The sequence below is a fragment of the Microbacterium candidum genome (assembly GCF_030315975.1).
GTDB lineage: Bacteria > Actinomycetota > Actinomycetes > Actinomycetales > Microbacteriaceae > Microbacterium > Microbacterium candidum.
In genome coordinates this window covers 1,355,708-1,374,432 of sequence record NZ_JASXSZ010000001.1, presented here as the reverse complement: position 1 = coordinate 1,374,432, position 18,725 = coordinate 1,355,708, and the positions used below count along the sequence as shown (strand labels likewise).

Genomic DNA, 18,725 nt, shown 5'->3' with positions numbered 1-18,725 from the left:
ATCGACACGGGCGCCCGAGGCGGCGGGGTGCATGCGGCGTCAGATGACGATCTCGTCGGGGCGATCGCCCGCGCCGGGGACCTCGCCCGAGCCGTCGACGCACTGTTGGTGGAGATGGTCGGGGAACTCGCCGACCGGTCGAGCTCGACGGTGCGGGAGGAGCGGTTGACCACCCGGATGGGATGCCGCAACGTCACCGAACTCGTCCAGCGCCTGACCCGCAACGGGCCGCACACCGCCGCGAAACTCGAACGCGCCGCGAAAGCCACCGCGCTCGCATGGGACCCGGTCACCGGAGCGGGGATGCCGGCACGGCTGCCCGCGATGCGGAACGCTCTGCTGGACGCGGAGACCGGGGTCGATGGGGTGCTCGCCGTCGCCGGTCCCCTGCTCGCCATGCGGGACCGGGTCGGCGTCGAGGGTGTGCTGACCGCGGACGGCCTGCTCGCGGCGGCCGCCCGCGGCGAGGGCCCGGACGGCCTCCCGCCCGCGTGCGCGGACCTGCTCCGTGTCCAGGCGCAGGTGTGGGCGGCGGTCCTCGACCCCGACGGCGCCGAACCGGACGCGCACGCCGCCGCCCGCAGGCGGGGCATCACCTTCGGCACCGCCCGCGACGGCGTCATCCCCATCCGCGGTGCACTGCTGCCCGAGGTCGCCGCGCAACTCGTGCGCATCCACGACGCCACCACCTCCCCGCACGCCGTCCGCTTCCACGACACGGAGTCACCTCCCGCCCACGACGTCCCGCGGGACGACCGCACCGGCCCGCAGAAGCTGCACGACGCCCTCGCCGCGGCGCTCACCGTCGCCGCCGCCAGCCGCGACCTGCCCACCATCGGCGGCGCCGCCCCCACCCTCATCGTCTCCATCCGCGAAGAAGACCTCACCGCGAGCACCGGGCGGGCCTGGCTCGAAGGGTCCGCCGAGCCCGCATCCATCTTCACCGCCCGCCACGTCGCCTGCGCCGGCGTCATCCAACGCGTCACCCTCGCCGGCAGCGGCCGCATCGTCCGGCTCGGCACCGAGGAACGCGTGTTCAACCGGTACCAGCGCCGGGCGATCGCGCTCCGCGACGGCGGCTGCATCATCCCCGGCTGCGGCGTCCCCGCCGGCTGGTGCGAGATCCACCACGTCACCGAGCACGCCCAAGGCGGCCCCACCCACACCGACAACGGCGTCCTGCTCTGCTGGTTCCACCACCGCTTCATCGACACCGGCCCTTGGCGCATCCGCATGAACCATGGCGTCCCCGAAATCCAAACCCCCCACGGGCACGACCCCACCCAAAGGTGGCGGCCCACCACCACCTCCCGCACCCGCCTCCTCGACCTCCTCGGCCGAAGAACATGAGGCTGTCGATCAGGCGGTGAGAGTGCTCAGAAGTCCTCGTCGAGGGCGTACTGCTGCTGCCACGAGTGCGGCCGCGCGATGCCGAGGCCGTACTGATAGCGGATGAGCTGCCCCTGGTGCATCGTCTCGTGCTCGAGCAGCGCGAGCGCGTAGGTCAGCGACTCCTCGTCGTCCGGGCCGATCTCGGCGACCCACAGGTCGACGTCCGCCGCGGTCGCCTCGAACGCTGCCCGGAGGGATGCCGCATCCGCCGATGCGTCTCGGGCGACGGGACTCGTGAAGCCCTGCCACTGCCCAGCGCGCGCCGCGGCCGGGTAGCTCTCGCGAGCGCCGAGCACACACCACAGCTGGTGGCCGATCGCATCAGAGGGCAGCCCCGGAAGACGTGACGCCAGCAGCTCGGGCGTCAGCGCATCGACGAGGTCGAGGTACAGCCTGTTCGCACGCGCGAAACGGCGGCGCAGAAGATCGTTCATCCGGTCCACGCTAGGGGCCGCCGCGCGAGACGTCGAGCATCGGCCTACGGCGACGATGCGACCCAGCGGGCCTCATCCACGATCAGGTCGATGCCGCGGCCCGCCGGGCGGTAGCCGAGGGCTTCCGAGGCGGACGTGTCGAGCACGATCGGATGCGGCGCGCCCCACGGGTGCGCACCCCGCTCGTCATCGTCGTCGAGGAGCTCGATCCGGCCCGGCCATTCAAGAGCGTCCCCGATCGCCCGCACGATCTCCGCGGCGGTGGGCGCGTCCGGATCGGCGCTGTTGAGCACCCGCGCGCCGGGCGCCGTGGCGACGGTCTCGATGAGCGCGGCGGTGTTGGCGGCCGCCGTGATGTGGTCGACGGATGCCCCGCCCCGGAAGAGCGGGATGGACTCGTCGCCGCGCAGCATCCGCTCGACGACCCCACGGGTGCGCGCATTGCGGGCCCACCGACCGTGCACCTTCGACGGGCGGATCACGGTCACCGGGAGCCCGCTGTCGAGCACGACCCGCTCCACCGCGACCTTCGATGGCGCGTACCCCTCCCGCGTGTAGGGGTCGACGTCGTCCGCCGCGGGCGGAAGCGTCGGGTTCGTTTCGGCGAGCGGAACAGGGAATCGCGGCGGCTCGTCGCCGTTGATGTGGCGGCCCGCCGCATCCACGTACACGGCGCGCGTGGAGATCACGACGGCGAACCCGACGGATCCCATGATCGGCAGCAGCGCTCTCGCGTCCGCCGAGCGATACGCCAGCAGGTCGACGAGCAGGTCCGTGTCGTCGCCGACGAGCTGCGCGATCGCGCGGGCATCACCGCGGTCGATCCGGTGGAACCGCACACCGGCACCCTCGAGTTCTGGCGCGATGTCCGAGCGGCCCGTGACATCGACGTGCCACCCGGCATCCGCAAGCCGCGCGGCGGTGGCCCCGCCCATCGCGCCCGTCCCACCCAAAATGACCGCACGCATCCTTCGATCCTCTCCCATCCCGAGATCGCCCCGAGATCGCATCGCGAAACCGGGTGTTCCCGTCGAACCCGGGCGCGAGACGCCCTGGTTCGGCGGGAACCCCCGGTCTCAGCGAACCGAGGAGCGGAGTCCGGCGAAGAACTCCCGGATGTCGGCGGCCAGCACGTCGGGACGCTCGAGAGCGGCGAAGTGCCCGCCCTCCTCGAACCGGCTCCAGTGCACGATGTTGTCGTTGTCGCGCTCGGCGAACACGCGGATGGTCTGGAAGTCGTCCTTGAAGACGGCGACCCCGGTCGGGGCGTGGTTCACCTGCGGCTCGGCCTCGGCGCGCGCGTTCTCGAAGTAGCTGCGGCTCATCCCCGCGGCGGCGTTCGCGAACCAGTTCACCGACACCTCGAGCAGGATCTTCTCGAGCGGCACGAGCGACGTGCCGTTGCCGAACGAGTTGAACAGCTCGCTGTAGGCGAGCAGCCCGATGGGCGAGTCGCTCAGCCCGACCGCGACCGTCTGCGGACGCGACGCGTTCATCGTGTTGTAACCGCCGACGGACTGGAACCACTGCATGTGCTCGAGGCCCGCATAGTCCTGCGGGGTGAGACGCTCGAACTCGGCCGGGTCGCCGGACGGGAACGAGAACAGCTGGAGGACGTGCAGCCCGAGGAACCCGTCGGGGTTCAGCAGCCCGAGCTCGCGGGCGACCATCGCGCCGTTGTCCGAACCGTGGATGCCGTATGCCTCGTACCCGAGCCCGCGCATGAGCGCGTCGTACGCCCGCGCGACACGAGCCATGGTCCATCCGCCCTCGGTGACGGGCTGCGAGAACCCGTACCCGGGAGCATCCGGGATCACGACGTCGAACGCGTCCTCCGCGCGGCCGCCGTGGGCCACCGGGTCGACGAGGCGGTCGATGACGTCGAGGTAGTCGACGGACGAACCCGGGTACGTGTGCGCGAGGAGAAGGGGCGTCGCGCCGGGGTGGACGGAGCGGACGTGGATGAAGTGGATGTCCTGTCCGTCGATCTCGGCGACGAAGTGCGGCAGCGCGTTGATGGATGCCTCGGCCGCCCGCCAGTCGAACGCCTGCCAGGCGGCGATCGCCTCGCGCAGGTACGCGTTCGGGGCGCCGGTGCTCCAGTCGTCGCCGGGAGCCGGCTGAGGAAGACGCGTGTGCGCCAGGCGACTCTGCAGATCGGAGATCTCGGCGTCGGCGACGGAGACGGAGAACGGGCGGATGTCGATCTTCGTGGTGTTCATGTCTTCGACGTTACGGGGCTATTAGGATGATTCCATTCCTGATACGAGAAGAAGTTCGCAGACATCCGGAGCCGGCCCGTGACGGGGCCGACGGCGCGCCGGCTCGCGCTCCTCGGCCTGCTGCAGACCGGCCGCGAGCGCTCGGGTCGCGAGCTCGCCGAGCGGCTCGGCGTCACGCCGCGCACGATCCGCACCGATGTCGATCGACTGCGCGAACTCGGCTATCCGGTGCACGGCGTCCGCGGCAACGTGGGCGGATACCGGCTCGGCGCGGGCGGGACGCTCCCTCCCCTGCTGCTCGACGACGAGGAGGCCGTCGCCGTCACGATCGGCCTGCAGGTCGCCGCGGGCATCGCGGGGATCGAGGACACCGGCGCCCGCGCACTCGCGAAGATCGAGCAGGTGCTGCCGGCGCACCTGCGGCCGACGGTGGAGGCGCTGAGCTCGACGATCGACCGCGGACAGGAGAACATCGGCACGGACGCGCCCGATCCCGAGGTCGACGCCGACGTCCTGCGCGCGATCGCGGCCGCGATCCGGGACGTCGAATGGCTGCGCTTCGACTACGACGACGCCCCGCGTCTCGTCGAGCCGTACCGCCTCCTCAGCTGGCAGCGCCGCTGGCACCTCGTCGCCCGCGACCCCCAGGACGGGTCGTGGGGCACGTATCGCGTGGACTGGATGTCGCTGCGGCTGCCGACTCGCCGCCGATTCGAGCCGCGCCCGCTGCCCGGAGGCGACTACACCGCGTTCGCCATGCGGACGATCGCCGCGAGCGGCTGGGCCGTGCACGCGCGGCTTCGGATCGACGCATCCGCCGAATCCGTGCTCGACCGCATCAACCCCACGGTGGGCGTCGTCGAGCCGATCGACGCGGAGCACTGCGTTCTCGTCACGGGCGCCGACAGCCTCGACACCGTAGCGGCGTACATCGGGATGCTGATGATGGACTTCACCGTCGAGTCGCCGCCCGAGCTCATCCCGCGGCTGCGCCTCCTCTCCGAGCGGTATGCGAGGGCCGTCGCAGGGTCTTGACATGTGACTAATTGGTCACCTATTCTGCAGTCGATGGATGACGACACGCGCGATGACGACACGGTCTTCAAGGCCCTGGCCGACCCGACCCGCCGTCATCTGCTGGACCGGCTGTTCGAGAAGGGCGGGCGCACGCTGACCGAGCTGGAGTCCGACCTGCCGCTCACGCGCTTCGGCGTGGCGAAGCACCTCGGCATCCTCGAGGCCGCAGGTCTCGTCGTCGTCCGCCGCTCCGGAAGGGAGAAGCTGCACTACCTCAACCCGGTGCCGATCCGCGTCATCCACGACCGCTGGATCGACAAGTACACGATCGGGCCCGCATCCGCGCTCACCGACCTCAAGACACGACTGGAGGAATCCGAATGACCGACACCACGGCGACCCGCGAGGCCGTCCAGATCTATCAGCTCTTCATCAAGGCGACCCCCGAGGCGATCTGGGACGCCATCACGAAGCCCGAGTTCACCCGGCGCTACTTCTACGGCTCGATCGTCGAGACGACGGGTGTGCCCGGCACGCCCTTCCGCTACTACGCACCCGACGGCGAGACCCTGTGGAACGACGAGACGGTGCTCGCATCCGACCCGCCGCGCCGCCTCGTCGTCGGCTGGCGCTCCCTCTACAACGAGGACGCCGCGGGCGAGCCCGCGAGCCGCATCACGTGGGACATCGACCCGCAGGACGGCGGCTTCAGTCTCCTGACGGTCACCCACGATCAGCTCGAGCAGTCGCCCATCACGGCGGAGAGCGTCAGCGGCCTCGGCTGGCTCATGGTCCTCAGCGGCCTGAAGACCCTCCTCGAGACGGGGAGCCCGCTCAGCGACTGAACATCGTCTGCTGAAGCCGCGCATCACCCTGAAGCCGCGCATCACCGACTCCAGAACAGGTGTTTCGGCGAGAACAGGGCGGAATCGACGAGATCGGTCCTGTCTACGCCGAAACACCTGTTCTGGAGCATACGACAGGGGGATGCCACGAGCGCGGGCCGGGAGCCCAGCATCCTCCCCCGTAGACTGTTCCCTCGTGAGTGAACGCGTTCTCGTCAAGCAGCTGCAGGCCCGCGAAGACGGCCCCGTCTCGGTGTCCGGATGGGTCGAGACGGTCCGTGATCAGAAGAAGGTGCAGTTCGTCATACTGCGCGACGAGACCGGCGCGGTGCAGCTGGTGAACCCGGCCACGCGGCCGGCCGAGGACGGATCGGAGCAGGATGCCGCGGCCCTCGCCCTGACGGACCTCATCTCGAACCTCACCACCGGCTCGTTCCTGACCGTCACGGGCGACCTCAAGCACGACGAGCGCGTCAAGCTCGGCGGCGTCGAGATCAAGATCGCGTCGCTCGAGGTCGCATCCATCGCGCCGGCCGAGCTGCCGATCGCCGCGGACAGCGCGCTCGACAAGCGCATGGACTACCGCGTCGTCGACCTGCGCCAGCGCCGCAACAACCTCATCTTCCGCGTGCAGACGACGCTCGAGCACGCGATGCGCACGTACTGGGTCGAGCGCGACTACATCGAGATCCACACGCCGAAGCTCATGTCGAGCCCGTCGGAGTCGCGCGCCGAGCTGTTCCAGCTCGAGTACTTCGGCGACCAGACCGCGTACCTCGCCCAGAGCCCGCAGCACTTCAAGCAGATGGCGCAGGCCGCCGGCTTCGGCAAGGTCTTCGAGATCGCCGACGCATTCCGCGCCGACCCGTCGTTCACCAGCCGCCACGCGACCGAGTTCACCTCGATCGACGCGGAGATCAGCTGGATCGACTCGCACGACGACGTCGCCCGGATGCAGGAGGAGCTCCTGCAGTTCGCCTTCGCCGCGGTCAAGGAGAAGCACGGGGCCGAGATCGAGGAGCTGTTCGGGCTCGAGGTCACAGTCCCCAGCATCCCGTTCCCCCGCATCCCGCTCCACGAGGCGCGTGAGATCGTCAAGGCCCGCGGCTACGAGATCCCCCGCACCGACGGCGACCTCGACCCCGAGGGCGAGCGTCAGGTGTCCGCGTACGTCGAGGAGACCTACGGCCACCAATTCGTCTTCGTGACTGACTACCACCCCGAGATCCGCCCGTACTACCACATGCGCGACCCGGAGACGGGGCTCACCAAGAGCTACGACCTGCTCTTCAAGGGCGTCGAGATCACGACCGGCGCGCAGCGCGAGCACCGCGTCGAGGTGCTCGAGGCGCAGGCCGTCGAGAAGGGCCTGGACCCGGCGGGCGTCCAGCACTACGTCGACTTCTTCCGCTTCGGCGCCCCGCCGCACGGCGGTTTCGGCATGGGCCTCGCGCGCGTGCTGATGCTGATGCTCGGCGAGTCCTCGATCCGCGAGGTCACGTTCCTCTTCCGGGGCCCGACGCGCCTGGCCCCCTGACGCCGCTTCCGAGGCCCGACGCGCCTCGCGCCGTAGCCTCCGGCTCCGCTTCACCTGTCACGTTCCGGGCCCTCACCCGCAGAACCTGACGGATCAAGGGCACCTTCCGCTCGCCGCCGTCGCCCGCTAGCGTGAGCGACGGCGTGCGATGTCGCGCGTCGTCAACCGGCGAAGGGGGCAGTCATGGCAGGAAAGTTCGAACTCTGGGTCGACAAGGGCGGCGACTGGCGATTCAATCTGAAGGCCGGCAACGGCCAGGTGATCGCGACGAGCCAGGGCTATTCGTCGAAGGCCAGTGCTGTCAACGGCATCGAGTCGATCAAGAAGAACGCGCCTGACGCCGAGGTCGTCGAGATCGAGAAATAGACCATCCGAACATGCAGAACGGCCCCGACGTCGGGGCCGTTCTCGTCTCCGGGCGGGTGTCACCGCCACGGATCAGGACATGCGAGCAGCGGCCGCCATATCCGCCATCGCTGCGCGGATGTCCTGATTCAGACCTCGAAGTCGACGGCGACGCGGTCGCTGACGACGCTGCGCACGTAGGCGACGACGGCCTGGTGATCGGGATGCGTCTGGTACGCGTCGAGCGCCGCCTCATCGGCGAAGTCCGCGACGAGCGCCACATCCCAGTTGCCGTCGACGACGTTCGGGCCGACGCTCAGCGTGTCGATCGACGGCACGACGCCGACCAGCGCCGCAAGGCGATCGGCGATGCCCTGTGCGTGCTCGGCACGGGTCTCCGGGTCGGATGCCGCGATCTTCCACGCGACGACATGCCTCAAGGTCACGATGCCTCCTCCAGAACGGCGGCGTCCAGCGCGGTGCGCAGGCGCGCCGCATCCACCCGCCAATGCGCATGCAGGCGGTCGTCGATGAGGACCACCGGGATCTTCTCCCACCACAGGTCGTAGAGCGCGGGGTCGTCGAGGATCGACGTCTCCACGACCTCGACATCGGCGTTCTCCGGGAGCTCCGCGATCACCTGATCGACGATCTCGTGCGCGACGTCGCACAGATGGCAGTCCGGCTTGCCGATGAGGGTGAGGGTGGTCACCGCTCCATCCTAAGAGCGGCCCGCCCTCGACGAGCTCTCGGGGACCGGTCCGCCGGGAACGACGAAGACCGGCCGCGGACGGCCGCCCCTCGACGAGCCCGGGAACCGCCCGAGGGTGTCAGTGCTCGACGGCGTACCCGGCGTCGATCCACGCCCGCGTGCCGCCGTCGACGTTTGTCGCGTCGTGACCGAGCCCCTCGAGGGCCTGTGCGACACGTGCCGAGCGACCGCCGAGCTCGCAGATCACGTCGAACTCGCCCTCGGGGAGCTGGTCGAGGTGGTCGCCGATCGTCGACATCGGGAGGTTCACAGCGCCGGGCACGTGGCCCGCGTGGAACTCGTGCTCCTCGCGCACGTCGATGAGGGGGATCTCCGAGCGGTCACGCCGCTGCTGAACGCTGATCGACTTCATGGGTCAGGATGTCCTTTCCGTGGTAGCTGAGGAGGGTCTGGATCCCTCCCGAGAGGTGGGCGGAGTCGAAGCCCGCCGCGTCGAGGATCCGGTGCGCCAGGTACGAGCGGATGCCGGAGGCGCAGTGCACGCGCACGGGCCGGCCGGCGGCGTGCGCGCGCACCTCATCGAGCCGCTCGCGCAGCTCGATGTGCGGGATGTGGAGCGCGCCCTGCAGGTGACCGGCATCCCATTCATCCTGCCTGCGCACGTCGAGGATGAGTGCCTCGTCGCGCACCGTGTCGAGGTCGGCAGCCTGCCACAGTCGCACGACGCCGTCGATGACGTTCTGGCTCACGAAGCCCACCATCGTGATCGGGTCCTTCGCAGAGCCGAACGGCGGGGCGTACGCGAGGTCGATGTCGGCGAGGTCCGTCACGGCGAGGCCGGCGCGGACGGCGGTCGCGAGGACGTCGATCCGCTTGTCGACGCCCTTGGCCCCCACGCCCTGGGCGCCGTAGATGCGGCCGGGCTCGGTGGCATCCGCCGGCGCGAAGTGCACGACGAGGTGGATCGGCGTCGCCCCCGGGAAGTATCCCGCGTGGTCGCCCGCGTGCAGGTGGATCGTCTCGAACGGGATGCCGGCGGCCTCGAGCTCGGTGCGGTTCGCACCCGTCATCGCGGCCGACAGATCGAAGACGCGCACGATCGATGTGCCGAGGGGAGCCGGCTGCGGCCGTGCGGGCACTCCCGTCGCCGCACCCAGAATCGCGTCGGCGATGAGTCGCCCGTCGCGGTTCGCGGGGCCCGCGAGCGCGACCGGACGGATGACGCCGGTCGCCGGGTCCTGCCGCGCGACGGCGTCGCCGGTGGCCCACACGTGCGGAGCGCTCGTGCGGCCGAGTCCGTCGACGACGATCGCGCCGTCGGCGGTGTCGACGCCGGCATCCTGCACGAATGCGGTGTCGGGGCGTGCGCCGGCGGCCACGACGATGACATCGGCGGTCGCGCGTGTGCCGTCGCTGATCTCGACGTCGGCGCCATCGGGCCCGTCGACGATCGCGGTCACGCGGGAACCCGCGTGCACGTGGACCCCGCCCTCGACGAGCGCGGCCGTGACGTGGGAAGCGAGCTCGCGCTCGAGGCGGGCGAGGGGATGCCGCGCCGACTGCACGAGGTGGACGTCGAGACCCCGCATCCGGAGCGCCTCCGCCGCCTCGACGCCGATGTATCCGCCGCCGATGACGACGGCGCGCGTGCCGATGGCAGCCGCATCGCGGAGCGAGAGCGCATCCTCCACCGTCCGCAGGGTCTGCACGCGCGGCGAGTCGATGCCGGCGACCTGCGGCAGCACGGCCGCGGCGCCGGGCGCGAGCACGAGCTCGTCGTACGCGAGGACGTGATCGCCGAGCAGCGTGCGCGCGGTGACGGTGCGTGCCTCCGGGTCGATCGCGACGACCTCGTGGTGCGTGCGGACGTCGAGGGCCAGCGCGGCCTTCAGCGACTGCGGTGTCTGCACGAGGAGGCTCTGCTCGTCCTCGATCTCGCCGCTGACGGCGTAGGGCAGACCGCAGTTGGCGAAGGAGACGTGCGCTCCGCGCTCGAGGACGATGATGTGCGCGTGCTCGTCGAGCCGGCGGGCGCGCGCGGCGAAGCTCATTCCGCCGGCCACTCCCCCGACGACGACGATCCGGCGAGGCGCGGCAGCGGTGCTGTCGGTCGCGTCAGGCGAAGGCATGGAACAGCCTCTCCAGGCGCGCGCGGTCGGCCGCGCCCTCTTCGCCGCGGGCGAGGCACTGCTCGAGCCCGCTCGTGATCACCGAGAACCCGGCGCCGTCGATGGCCTTCGAGACCGCCGCCAGCTGCGTGAGCACGTCGCGGCAGTCGCGGCCGCTCTCGATCATGTTCATGACGCCGGCCAGCTGGCCCTGCGCGCGGCGCAGCCGCGGCAGCACGTCGGTCATGTCGACGTGGAGTCCCGTGTCATCCTGCATGGCGCCCACTATACCCCCCAGGGTATAAAGCTCCCTGAGTGCGCGGATCAATGAACGTGCGCGGAGAAACACGAAGCGCCCATCCGAACGGACAGGCGCTTGGTGTCGGAGCCGCTTACTTCTTGTTGCGGCGCTGGTGGCGAGTCTTGCGAAGCAGCTTGCGGTGCTTCTTCTTCGCCATGCGCTTGCGGCGCTTCTTGATGACAGAACCCACGGAAAACCTCACAATGTCGGGGTCTGGACGCTCCTGGAGGGCGTCCGGGATCGGGCAGATGGAAAAATGCCTCGGAACAGTCTAGCCGACGTCGGCGACGGGCCGTTGCAGGGCCTCGGTGACAGCCCCTTCGGGAACCCGATAGCTGCGCCCGAAGCGCACCGCGGGCAGTTCGCCTGCATGGATCAGGCGATAGACGGTCATCTTCGAGACCCGCATCAATTCGGCGACTTCCGCGACCGTCAGAAACCGCACGTCCGGCAGTTCGGCCATGGTCCCCTCCGCATTCCCCAGCAATGTATCCCCACACTCTAGATCCCTGGCGGGACGCGTGTAAACCCGTGTGGCGTGTGTGACTCGCGTCACCCCTTGCCGTGATCGCGCGCCGCCCGCTCGCGCGCTTCGCGCAGGACGGCCCGTTCCTCCCTGTGCGCCGCGCGCAGCAGCTTCTCGGCCTCGCGCACCTTCTTCCGCGCCTCGCGGACCTTCTTGTCGGCGATGACCTCGGCGGCCTCCGGCACGGGACCGGGATGCGGCGGCACGTCTGTGCCCGCCGCGAGCGCGTCGAGGTGCGCGGCGATGCCGTCGAGGATGCGGTCGAGCGCGAAGGCGAACGGGTCGCTTCCCGACGCCAGCACGCCTGCTGCGATCGCTCGGTGCAGCGACGGGTATTCGTCGGCGGTGACGAGCCGGGCGAGGAGGTCGTCCGACTCGTGGCCGACCGCATCCACATCGCTTCCGGTCTCGACCGCCCGGCCGGACATGCCCGTGACGACGGTCGCGGTCCAGAAGGCCGAGCCGGTGAGCATCAGGGTGAGCGACAGACGCGAGTCGTCGTCGAGCGGCGTGCCGTCGAAGACCTGGATGCCGGCATCCATCCACGCCGCCGAGTTCGGCGTCGGCGAGACCCCCGTGATGCGGATCTCCACGCACCACGGGTGTGCGAGGTATGCCGCGAGCAGCGCCCCGTGGAACGCAGCGGCTCGCTCGCGCCATCCATCTCCCTCGATGGGCCCGGGGGCGCCGAGCGCGGACTCCTGCATGAGGAGGATGAGGTCGTCCTTTGCGCTCACGTATCGGTAGAGCGACATCGGCGTGTAGCCGAGCCTCGATGCCACCGCCGCCATCGACACGGCGGACAGCCCCTCGGCATCGGCGAGCTCGACGGCCGCCTCGACGATCCGCTCGACGCTCATCTCGCGCTTCGGCCCGCGCTGCGGGCTCGCCGCGATCCCCCACGCGAGCGCGACGCCGCGCGGGAGGTCGTCGAGATCCGGTTCGCTCATGCTCGCCATCCTAGGCTTGTGTACGTCATAAACAGTATGTTACCGTCATAAACAGTTTTGGTCGTATACAGAAAGGAACCGACATGGCACCCGCGATCGACGTGCGCGACCTGCACGTCTCCTACGGCGCACACACCGTGCTCACCGGTCTCGACCTCGCGGTCGAGCCGGGCGAGGTGTTCGCCCTCCTCGGCCCCAATGGCGCCGGCAAGACCACGGCGATCTCCGTCCTGACGACGCTCACCGCCCCGTCGCGCGGTACCGCCCGCGTCGCGGGATTCGACGTCGCGGCCGACCCCGTCGAAGTGCGGCGCCGCATCGCCCTCACCGGTCAGAGCACCGCCGTCGATGACGCGCTGACAGCCACCGAGAACGTCGTCATGCTCGGGCAGCTCTCCGGACTGTCCGCCAGCGCCGCCCGCGCCCGTGCCGGGGAGCTGCTCGAGCGCTTCGCGCTGACGGATGCCGCATCCCGGCGCGTCAAGACGTTCTCCGGCGGGATGCGGCGACGCCTCGACCTGGCGCTCAGCTTCGTCGTCGTCCCCGAGGTCCTGTTCCTCGACGAGCCGACCACCGGGGTCGACCCGCGCAGCCGGCTCGACCTGTGGGACGTCATCCGCACGCTCGCGGATGCCGGCACCACGGTCTTCCTCACGACTCAGTACCTCGAGGAGGCCGACCTCCTCGCCGACCGCGTCGCGATCCTCGACGACGGACGCATCGTCGAGACCGGCACCCCCGATCGCCTCAAGTCGCTCGTGGGCACCGACACCCTCGTCCTGCACGACGCCGACGGCGAGACGGTGGACGAGATCCCCACCGACGGCACCGTCGAGGGCCTCCGCCGCGCGCTCGACGGCGCGGCGTCCGCCGCATCCGTGTCCCTCCGCCGTCCGACGCTCGACGACGTCTTCCTCAGCCTCACCGGGTCCCCGGCCGCAGCCCAGGACTCCCGCATCCCTCAGGAGATCGCATGACCACCGCAGTCGCACCCCCGTCCCTCGGCGTGACCCGCCCGCGGCCCGCACCGCGCCCGCGTCTGCGCGGCTTCGCCGCGGAGTCCGTGTTCATCAAGCGCAGCCTCACGCTGTCCCTGCGCGACGGCGAGACGCTCAGCATGTCGATCATGCTGCCCGTCATGCTCATGCTGCTGTTCACGTTCGTGTTCGGCGGCGCGCTCGAGCCCGGCGGCGGCTATGTGAACTACGTCGTGCCCGGCATCATCCTGCTCTGTGCGGGATTCGGCGCCGCGACGACGGCGACCTACGTGTCGCGCGACATGACGACGGGCATCATCGATCGCTTCCGCTCGATGCCGCTGCGGTCGGGAGCAGTCCTCACCGGGCACGTCATCGCGAGCCTCGCACGCAACCTCGTCGCGACCGCCGTCGTCATCGGCGTCGCCCTGCTCGTCGGCTTCCGGCCGACGGCGAACGTCGCCGAATGGATCGCCGCGGTCGTCGTGATCGCGCTCTACATCCTCGCGATCACGTACCTCTTCGCGGCGATCGGCCTCGCCTCTGGCAGCCCCGAGGCAGCGAGCGGGTACGGGTTCATCCTGATGTTCCTGCCGTACCTGTCGAGCGCCTTCGTCCCGGTGGACACGATGCCCACCTGGCTGCAGTGGTTCGCCGAGAACCAGCCGATCACGCCGATCGTCGAGACGATCCGCGGGCTCCTCATGGGCACGCCGATGGGCACGGCGCCGTACTGGGCGATCGCCTGGATCGCCGTCATCATCGCCTTCTCCGCGGTGTGGGGCGCTTGGCTGTTCGGGCGCCGCCGACGGCACTGAGCCGGCGACTCGGAGGCCGCTACGGCCGGCCGGGCAGCTTGCGGAAGGCGGACGCCACAGCGTGCTTCGCCGACGCGGCCGCCCGGCCGACGACTTCCGCGGCGTGGGCGGCGGGCTCGGAGAGGCTCGAGTCGAGTGCCGCCGCCACGACCTCGGACTCGTCCACCACGAACGGCATCAGCCAGTCGTCGACCTCATCGAGCGGGGCCGGCGACAGGCTGTAGAAGCGGTGCTGGCCCTCCTCCCGGACCGACACCAGGTCGGCTTCGCGCAGCACCTTGAGGTGCTTCGAGACCGTCGGCTGGCTGACCCCCAGCTCCTGCACGATGTGCGACACGCTGGTGCCGTCGTCGCCGTTGTTCGCGCGTTCGAGAAGGAAGCGCAGGATGTCGCGCCGCGTTCCGTCTGCGATCACGTCGAAGATGTCGGCCATGTGCAAAGACTAGCCGCGCACCCATCCGAGTACCATGACGGCGTGGCGCGTCCGGACAGTACTGCGGCCGCGGGGGGACGCCCGCGGCGCTGGGTCGTGCGCACCGGCGACGGCATCCAGCATTTCGCCACATCCTCCCCGTCTCGGTTCGCGGTGATCGTCTTCACCCTGCTGATCCTGCTGTTCACGGCCCTCTTCTCGCTGCCCGCGTCGGCCGCGAGCGGGAAGGTCACGCCGCTCGCGGACGCGCTCTTCACGGCCGTCTCGACCATCTGCGTGACGGGTCTGTCGACGGTCGACATGTACACGTACTGGTCACCGTTCGGGCACTTCCTCACCTGGATCGGCGTCAACATCGGCGCGATGGGCGTGCTGACCCTCGCCTCGATCATGGGTCTCGTCATCTCGAAGCGGCTGAGCCTGCGCGCGAAGCTCATCGCTGCGGGCGACACCAATCCGCTCCGCGCGCACGGCGGCCCGGTCAACGAAGGTCAGACCGTGCGCCTCGGCGAGGTCGGCCAGCTGCTCATGACCGTCGCGCTCTCGACGCTGGTGATCGAGGCATCCCTCACCGTACTCATCTACCCGGCGCTCCTGGTCGCGGGGATCACCCCCGCAGCGGCACTCTGGGAGGCGCCGTACTACGCGGCGATGGCCTTCACGAACACCGGATTCACGCCCGCCAGCGAAGGCCTCGCTCCCTACATCAACCAGTACTACTTCCTCTCGGTGCTCATGCTCGGCGTGTTCCTCGGGCAGCTCGGATTCCCCGTCATCCTGACCCTGTTCCGCCAGCGCTGGCACCTGCGCCGCTGGTCGCTGCACGCGAAGCTCACCATCATCACGACAGTCCTGCTCTTCGTCGTCGGCGGGCTGGTGTTCCTCGGACTGGAGTGGGACAACCCAGCGACTTTCGGGCCGATGGATGCGGGGCAGTCGACGTTCCAGGCCTTCTTCCTGTCCGCGATGACGAGGTCGGGCGGGTTCTCCACGATCGACATCGGACACCTCCACGGATCCTCGCTCCTCGTCGGGACGATGCTGATGTTCGTGGGCGGCGGGTCCGCATCCACCGCCGGCGGCATCAAGGTCACGACCCTCGCCGTCCTCGCGCTCGCCGTGTGGTCGGAGGCGAAGGGGCGCCCCGCGGTGCAGGCGCTCGGCCGCCGCATCCCGAGCGACGTCCAGCGCGTCGCCCTGTCCGTCGTGGCGTGGGGCGCCACGATCGTCGCGCTCTCGACGATCACGATCGCGCAGATGACCCAGGCGCCGATCGAGCATGTGCTCTTCGACGTCGTCTCCGGGTTCGCGACCGTCGGTCTGTCGACGGGGCTCACCGCCGAGCTCCCGGATCCCGCCGTCTACGTCCTCGCCGCCACGATGTTCATGGGGCGCGTGGGTACAGTGACCCTTGCGGCCGCCATCGCGGCCACGAGCCGATCGCAGCTGTACTCGCTGCCCGTCGAAAGGCCCATCGTTGGTTGAGCATCTGCGCGGCGATGCGCCCGTCCTCGTGATCGGCCTCGGCCGCTTCGGCGCCGCGTGCGCGGGCGAGCTCGACCGCCTCGACCGCGAGGTGCTGGCGATCGACGACAACCTCGAGCTCGTGCAGAAGTGGTCCGAGCGGGTCACCCACGCCGTGCAGGCCGACGCCCGCCACCTCGAGGCGCTGAAGCAGATCGGCGCGCAGGACTTCCAGGTCGCCGTCGTCGCCGTCGGGTCGTCGATCGAGGCATCCGTGCTCATCACGGCCAACCTCGTCGACCTCAAGGTCCCGCTCATCTGGGCGAAGGCGGTGTCCGAGTCGCACGCGAAGATCCTGAAGCGCATCGGCGCGAACCACGTCATCTCCCCGGAGCGCGAAGCCGGCGAGCGCACCGCGCACCTCGTGAGCGGGCGGATGCTCGACTTCATCCGCTTCGACGACGATTACGCGCTGGCGAAGATGTACCCGCCGAAGTTCATCCGCGGCATCGGCCTCAGCCAGTCGGGCGTGCGGTCGAAGTACAACGTCACGGTCGTGGGAGTGAAGAGCCCGGGCAAGCCGTTCCGCTACGCGGACGCGGACACCGTCGTGACGAACCACGACCTCATCATCGTGTCCGGCACCAACAGCGACATCGAGCGCTTCGCCGACCTCGATCGCTGAGGCTGCGGGCGCTGCGACCGTCGACGGGCGCGTGGCTGGCGACATCCACCGCCCCGCGCCGACACTCGCGCGACGCCGACGTCAGCGCTCCTCGCCGACACGCTCATTGCCGTCCGAGGCACCTGGCGGCGCCGAGCGTTTGGGACGCGCGGGGGTGTTTCGGCGCAGGGCGCTGATCTCGGCCGCGGCTCAGCGCCGACATCAGCGGCGGCCGCCGAGACGCACACTGCCGTCCGAAACACTCGGCGGCGCCAAGCGTCTCGGACGCGCGGGGGTGTTTCGGCGCAGGGCGCTGATCTCGGCCGCGGCTCAGCGCCGACATCAGCGGCGGCCGCCGAGACGCACACTGCCGTCCGAAACACCCGGCGGCGCCAAGCGTCTCGGACGCGCGGGGGTGTTTCGGCGCGGGGCGCTGATCTCGGCCGCGGCTCAGCGCCGACATCAGCGGCGGCCGCCGATACGGCGAGCGCCGCGGCGCGTGTGGGTGGGACGCGCTGATGTCGATGGATGCGGTCAGGTGCCGGCGATGGATGCGGCGGGCGCGGACGGCTGCCGTCTCGAGCGCCGCGCCGACTCGGACGCTGGCGCGTGACCGCCGACATCAGCGATCCTCGCCGAGACGCGCGCTGCCGTCCACGACACCTGGCGACGCCGCGCGTTTCGGACGCGCAAGGGTGTTTCGGCGCAGGGCGCTGATGTCGGCGAGGCGTGGGATGGCGGAAACAGGGGGGTTGATGCGGGTCAGGCCCCGGGGGGTGGCTGACGCGGGTCAGGCGCCGGCGGCGAGCTCCCGGGCGCGGGCGAGCGCGGCATCCGTCGCCTCCACGAAGACGTCGTCGAGGTGCGCGTCCTGCAGCACGGCGATCGCGCGCTCCGTCGTCCCCTTCGGGCTCGTGACGCGGCGGCGGAGTTCGGCGGGGTCCTCGCCGGTCGACTCGAGGAGGTACGCGGCGCCGATGAAGGTCTGCTCCACCATCGCGCGCGCCTCGGGCTCGGCGAACCCCTTGCCGACGGCGGCCTTCGTGAGCTCCTCCATGAGGAGGAAGACGTAGGCCGGCCCGGATCCGGAGATCGTCGACAGCGCGTCGATCTGCGACTCCGGCACCTCGATCACGGTCCCGACGGTCTCGAACATCTCCCGCACGACGGCGATATCCGCGGCGGTCGCGCTCGTACCCGCAGCGAGGCCCGTGACCGCGCGGCCGACGAGGGCCGGCGTGTTCGGCATCGAGCGGAGGACCGGGATCCCGGCACCGAGGATCTCCTCGAACGTCGCGATCGTCACGCCTGCCGCGATGCTCACGACGATCGTCCCAGGACGCAGGCTCGGCGCGATCTCGCGCAGGAGATCCGGGACCATCGCGGGCTTCACCCCCACCACGACGATGTCGGCGGATGCTGCGGCATCCTGATTCACCGTCGGGTCCGCCTCGAGCGCGTAACTGGTGACGCCGGGCAGCTCCGCGAGCGCCGCGGCCTTCGCCGGAGTGCGGTTCGTCACGGCGATGCCGACGGACAGACCCGAGGCGACGACCCCGTGCAGGATGGCGCCTCCCATCGATCCGGCACCGAGGAAAGCGAGAGGGGGAAGCGTCATGGGCCGATCCTACGGTGCGCGCTCCAGCCCGGCGCCTGCGCTCGACCGTCTCGATCCGCCGCCTCAGTGGCGCGACACGGCGGATCGAGACCGGTCGATCCCCCACCCTTCGCTGACCCGTCCCAGTCCGTCGCCACGACGAAACGACACCGCGGATCGAGACCGGTCACTCCCCCACCCCTCAATGACCCGCCCCACTCCGCCGCCACGACGACACGACGCCGCGGATCGAGGCCGATCAATCCCCCCACCCTTCGCTGACCCGTCTCATTCCGTCGCCAAAGCACCGGGACACGACGAAACGGGACAGGCGAAGGTGCGCCGCATCCACTGACCCGTCCCGTTCCGTCGCCTCAGCAGCG

General features: G+C 70.2%; 23 protein-coding genes. 10 read left to right on the top strand and 13 right to left on the bottom strand.

What is annotated here, in order from left to right; translation table 11 throughout:
- A partial coding sequence (locus tag QSV35_RS06380) for an HNH endonuclease signature motif containing protein (RefSeq protein ID WP_286287790.1) occupies positions 1 to 1,350 on the top strand: 1,350 nt, incomplete at its 5' end.
- A gap of 26 nt (positions 1,351 to 1,376) precedes the next feature.
- On the opposite strand, the gene QSV35_RS06375 is transcribed toward QSV35_RS06380, so the two are convergent.
- From QSV35_RS06375 to QSV35_RS06365, 3 genes are all read right to left on the bottom strand, one after another.
- On the bottom strand, positions 1,377 to 1,826 hold the full coding sequence (locus QSV35_RS06375) for a hypothetical protein (RefSeq protein ID WP_286287789.1): 450 nt from the start codon (positions 1,824 to 1,826) through the stop codon (positions 1,377 to 1,379).
- A gap of 44 nt (positions 1,827 to 1,870) precedes the next feature.
- Positions 1,871 to 2,794 carry an NAD-dependent epimerase/dehydratase family protein gene (locus QSV35_RS06370; RefSeq protein ID WP_286287788.1) on the bottom strand — a complete coding sequence of 308 codons (924 nt, stop codon included), beginning with the start codon at positions 2,792 to 2,794 and terminating at the stop codon, positions 1,871 to 1,873.
- A gap of 108 nt (positions 2,795 to 2,902) precedes the next feature.
- Positions 2,903 to 4,048 (bottom strand): epoxide hydrolase family protein, encoded by a 1,146-nt coding sequence (locus tag QSV35_RS06365; RefSeq protein ID WP_286287787.1) that lies wholly within the window; start codon positions 4,046 to 4,048, stop codon positions 2,903 to 2,905.
- 78 nt (positions 4,049 to 4,126) lie between these two features.
- Between QSV35_RS06365 and QSV35_RS06360 the strand changes: the two genes are divergently transcribed.
- From QSV35_RS06360 to QSV35_RS06340, 5 genes are all read left to right on the top strand, one after another.
- A complete protein-coding gene (locus tag QSV35_RS06360; protein ID WP_286287786.1) occupies positions 4,127 to 5,083 on the top strand; it encodes a helix-turn-helix transcriptional regulator in 957 nt (318 codons plus the stop codon).
- A 33-nt stretch (positions 5,084 to 5,116) separates the two neighbouring features.
- Positions 5,117 to 5,449 carry an ArsR/SmtB family transcription factor gene (locus tag QSV35_RS06355; protein ID WP_286287785.1) on the top strand — a complete coding sequence of 111 codons (333 nt, stop codon included), beginning with the start codon at positions 5,117 to 5,119 and terminating at the stop codon, positions 5,447 to 5,449.
- On the top strand, positions 5,446 to 5,910 hold the full coding sequence (locus QSV35_RS06350) for an SRPBCC family protein (RefSeq protein ID WP_286287784.1): 465 nt from the start codon (positions 5,446 to 5,448) through the stop codon (positions 5,908 to 5,910). The genes QSV35_RS06355 and QSV35_RS06350 overlap by 4 nt, the downstream gene beginning before the upstream one ends.
- 196 nt (positions 5,911 to 6,106) lie before the next feature.
- On the top strand, positions 6,107 to 7,447 hold the full coding sequence (aspS, locus tag QSV35_RS06345; RefSeq protein ID WP_286287783.1) for an aspartate--tRNA(Asn) ligase: 1,341 nt from the start codon (positions 6,107 to 6,109) through the stop codon (positions 7,445 to 7,447).
- A gap of 183 nt (positions 7,448 to 7,630) precedes the next feature.
- The gene (locus QSV35_RS06340) at positions 7,631 to 7,813 is read left to right on the top strand and encodes a YegP family protein (RefSeq protein WP_286287782.1); all 183 of its coding nucleotides are present in this window, start codon (positions 7,631 to 7,633) and stop codon (positions 7,811 to 7,813) included.
- A gap of 128 nt (positions 7,814 to 7,941) precedes the next feature.
- On the opposite strand, the gene QSV35_RS06335 is transcribed toward QSV35_RS06340, so the two are convergent.
- From QSV35_RS06335 to QSV35_RS06300, 8 genes are all read right to left on the bottom strand, one after another.
- Positions 7,942 to 8,238 (bottom strand): Dabb family protein, encoded by a 297-nt coding sequence (locus QSV35_RS06335; RefSeq protein WP_286287780.1) that lies wholly within the window; start codon positions 8,236 to 8,238, stop codon positions 7,942 to 7,944.
- The gene (locus QSV35_RS06330; RefSeq protein ID WP_286287779.1) at positions 8,235 to 8,504 is read right to left on the bottom strand and encodes a glutaredoxin family protein; all 270 of its coding nucleotides are present in this window, start codon (positions 8,502 to 8,504) and stop codon (positions 8,235 to 8,237) included. The genes QSV35_RS06335 and QSV35_RS06330 overlap by 4 nt, the downstream gene beginning before the upstream one ends.
- A 118-nt stretch (positions 8,505 to 8,622) precedes the next feature.
- Positions 8,623 to 8,916 carry a rhodanese-like domain-containing protein gene (locus QSV35_RS06325; protein ID WP_286287778.1) on the bottom strand — a complete coding sequence of 98 codons (294 nt, stop codon included), beginning with the start codon at positions 8,914 to 8,916 and terminating at the stop codon, positions 8,623 to 8,625.
- The gene (locus tag QSV35_RS06320) at positions 8,885 to 10,633 is read right to left on the bottom strand and encodes an FAD-dependent oxidoreductase (RefSeq protein WP_286287777.1); all 1,749 of its coding nucleotides are present in this window, start codon (positions 10,631 to 10,633) and stop codon (positions 8,885 to 8,887) included. The genes QSV35_RS06325 and QSV35_RS06320 overlap by 32 nt, the downstream gene beginning before the upstream one ends.
- Complete coding sequence (locus QSV35_RS06315; RefSeq protein ID WP_286287776.1) at positions 10,620 to 10,889, bottom strand: metal-sensitive transcriptional regulator; 270 nt, start codon at positions 10,887 to 10,889, stop codon at positions 10,620 to 10,622. The genes QSV35_RS06320 and QSV35_RS06315 overlap by 14 nt, the downstream gene beginning before the upstream one ends.
- Positions 10,890 to 11,004: 115 nt before the next feature.
- Positions 11,005 to 11,103 carry a 30S ribosomal protein bS22 gene (locus QSV35_RS06310; protein ID WP_003792170.1) on the bottom strand — a complete coding sequence of 33 codons (99 nt, stop codon included), beginning with the start codon at positions 11,101 to 11,103 and terminating at the stop codon, positions 11,005 to 11,007.
- Between the two features lie 81 nt (positions 11,104 to 11,184).
- The gene (locus tag QSV35_RS06305) at positions 11,185 to 11,376 is read right to left on the bottom strand and encodes a helix-turn-helix domain-containing protein (RefSeq protein ID WP_286287775.1); all 192 of its coding nucleotides are present in this window, start codon (positions 11,374 to 11,376) and stop codon (positions 11,185 to 11,187) included.
- A gap of 89 nt (positions 11,377 to 11,465) precedes the next feature.
- Positions 11,466 to 12,389 (bottom strand): TetR/AcrR family transcriptional regulator C-terminal domain-containing protein, encoded by a 924-nt coding sequence (locus QSV35_RS06300; RefSeq protein WP_286287774.1) that lies wholly within the window; start codon positions 12,387 to 12,389, stop codon positions 11,466 to 11,468.
- Positions 12,390 to 12,472: 83 nt separating this feature from the next.
- Here QSV35_RS06300 and QSV35_RS06295 point away from each other — a divergent pair, with 83 nt between their 5' ends.
- Together QSV35_RS06295 and QSV35_RS06290 are read left to right on the top strand one after the other, a co-directional pair.
- Positions 12,473 to 13,366, top strand: a complete 894-nt coding sequence (locus QSV35_RS06295; protein ID WP_286287773.1) for an ATP-binding cassette domain-containing protein — start codon at positions 12,473 to 12,475, stop codon at positions 13,364 to 13,366.
- The gene (locus QSV35_RS06290; RefSeq protein ID WP_286287771.1) at positions 13,363 to 14,184 is read left to right on the top strand and encodes an ABC transporter permease; all 822 of its coding nucleotides are present in this window, start codon (positions 13,363 to 13,365) and stop codon (positions 14,182 to 14,184) included. Before QSV35_RS06295 ends, QSV35_RS06290 begins: the two co-directional genes overlap by 4 nt.
- A gap of 19 nt (positions 14,185 to 14,203) precedes the next feature.
- On the opposite strand, the gene QSV35_RS06285 is transcribed toward QSV35_RS06290, so the two are convergent.
- Complete coding sequence (locus tag QSV35_RS06285) at positions 14,204 to 14,617, bottom strand: ArsR/SmtB family transcription factor (RefSeq protein WP_286287770.1); 414 nt, start codon at positions 14,615 to 14,617, stop codon at positions 14,204 to 14,206.
- Positions 14,618 to 14,713: 96 nt separating this feature from the next.
- Between QSV35_RS06285 and QSV35_RS06280 the strand changes: the two genes are divergently transcribed.
- Together QSV35_RS06280 and QSV35_RS06275 are read left to right on the top strand one after the other, a co-directional pair.
- Positions 14,714 to 16,102: a TrkH family potassium uptake protein gene (locus QSV35_RS06280; protein WP_286287830.1), complete on the top strand. Its 1,389-nt coding sequence runs from the start codon at positions 14,714 to 14,716 to the stop codon at positions 16,100 to 16,102.
- On the top strand, positions 16,095 to 16,766 hold the full coding sequence (locus QSV35_RS06275; protein ID WP_286287769.1) for a potassium channel family protein: 672 nt from the start codon (positions 16,095 to 16,097) through the stop codon (positions 16,764 to 16,766). The genes QSV35_RS06280 and QSV35_RS06275 overlap by 8 nt, the downstream gene beginning before the upstream one ends.
- A gap of 769 nt (positions 16,767 to 17,535) precedes the next feature.
- Here QSV35_RS06275 and proC read toward each other — a convergent pair.
- Positions 17,536 to 18,363, bottom strand: a complete 828-nt coding sequence (gene proC, locus QSV35_RS06270; RefSeq protein WP_286287768.1) for a pyrroline-5-carboxylate reductase — start codon at positions 18,361 to 18,363, stop codon at positions 17,536 to 17,538.
- Positions 18,364 to 18,725: the final 362 nt, after the last annotated feature.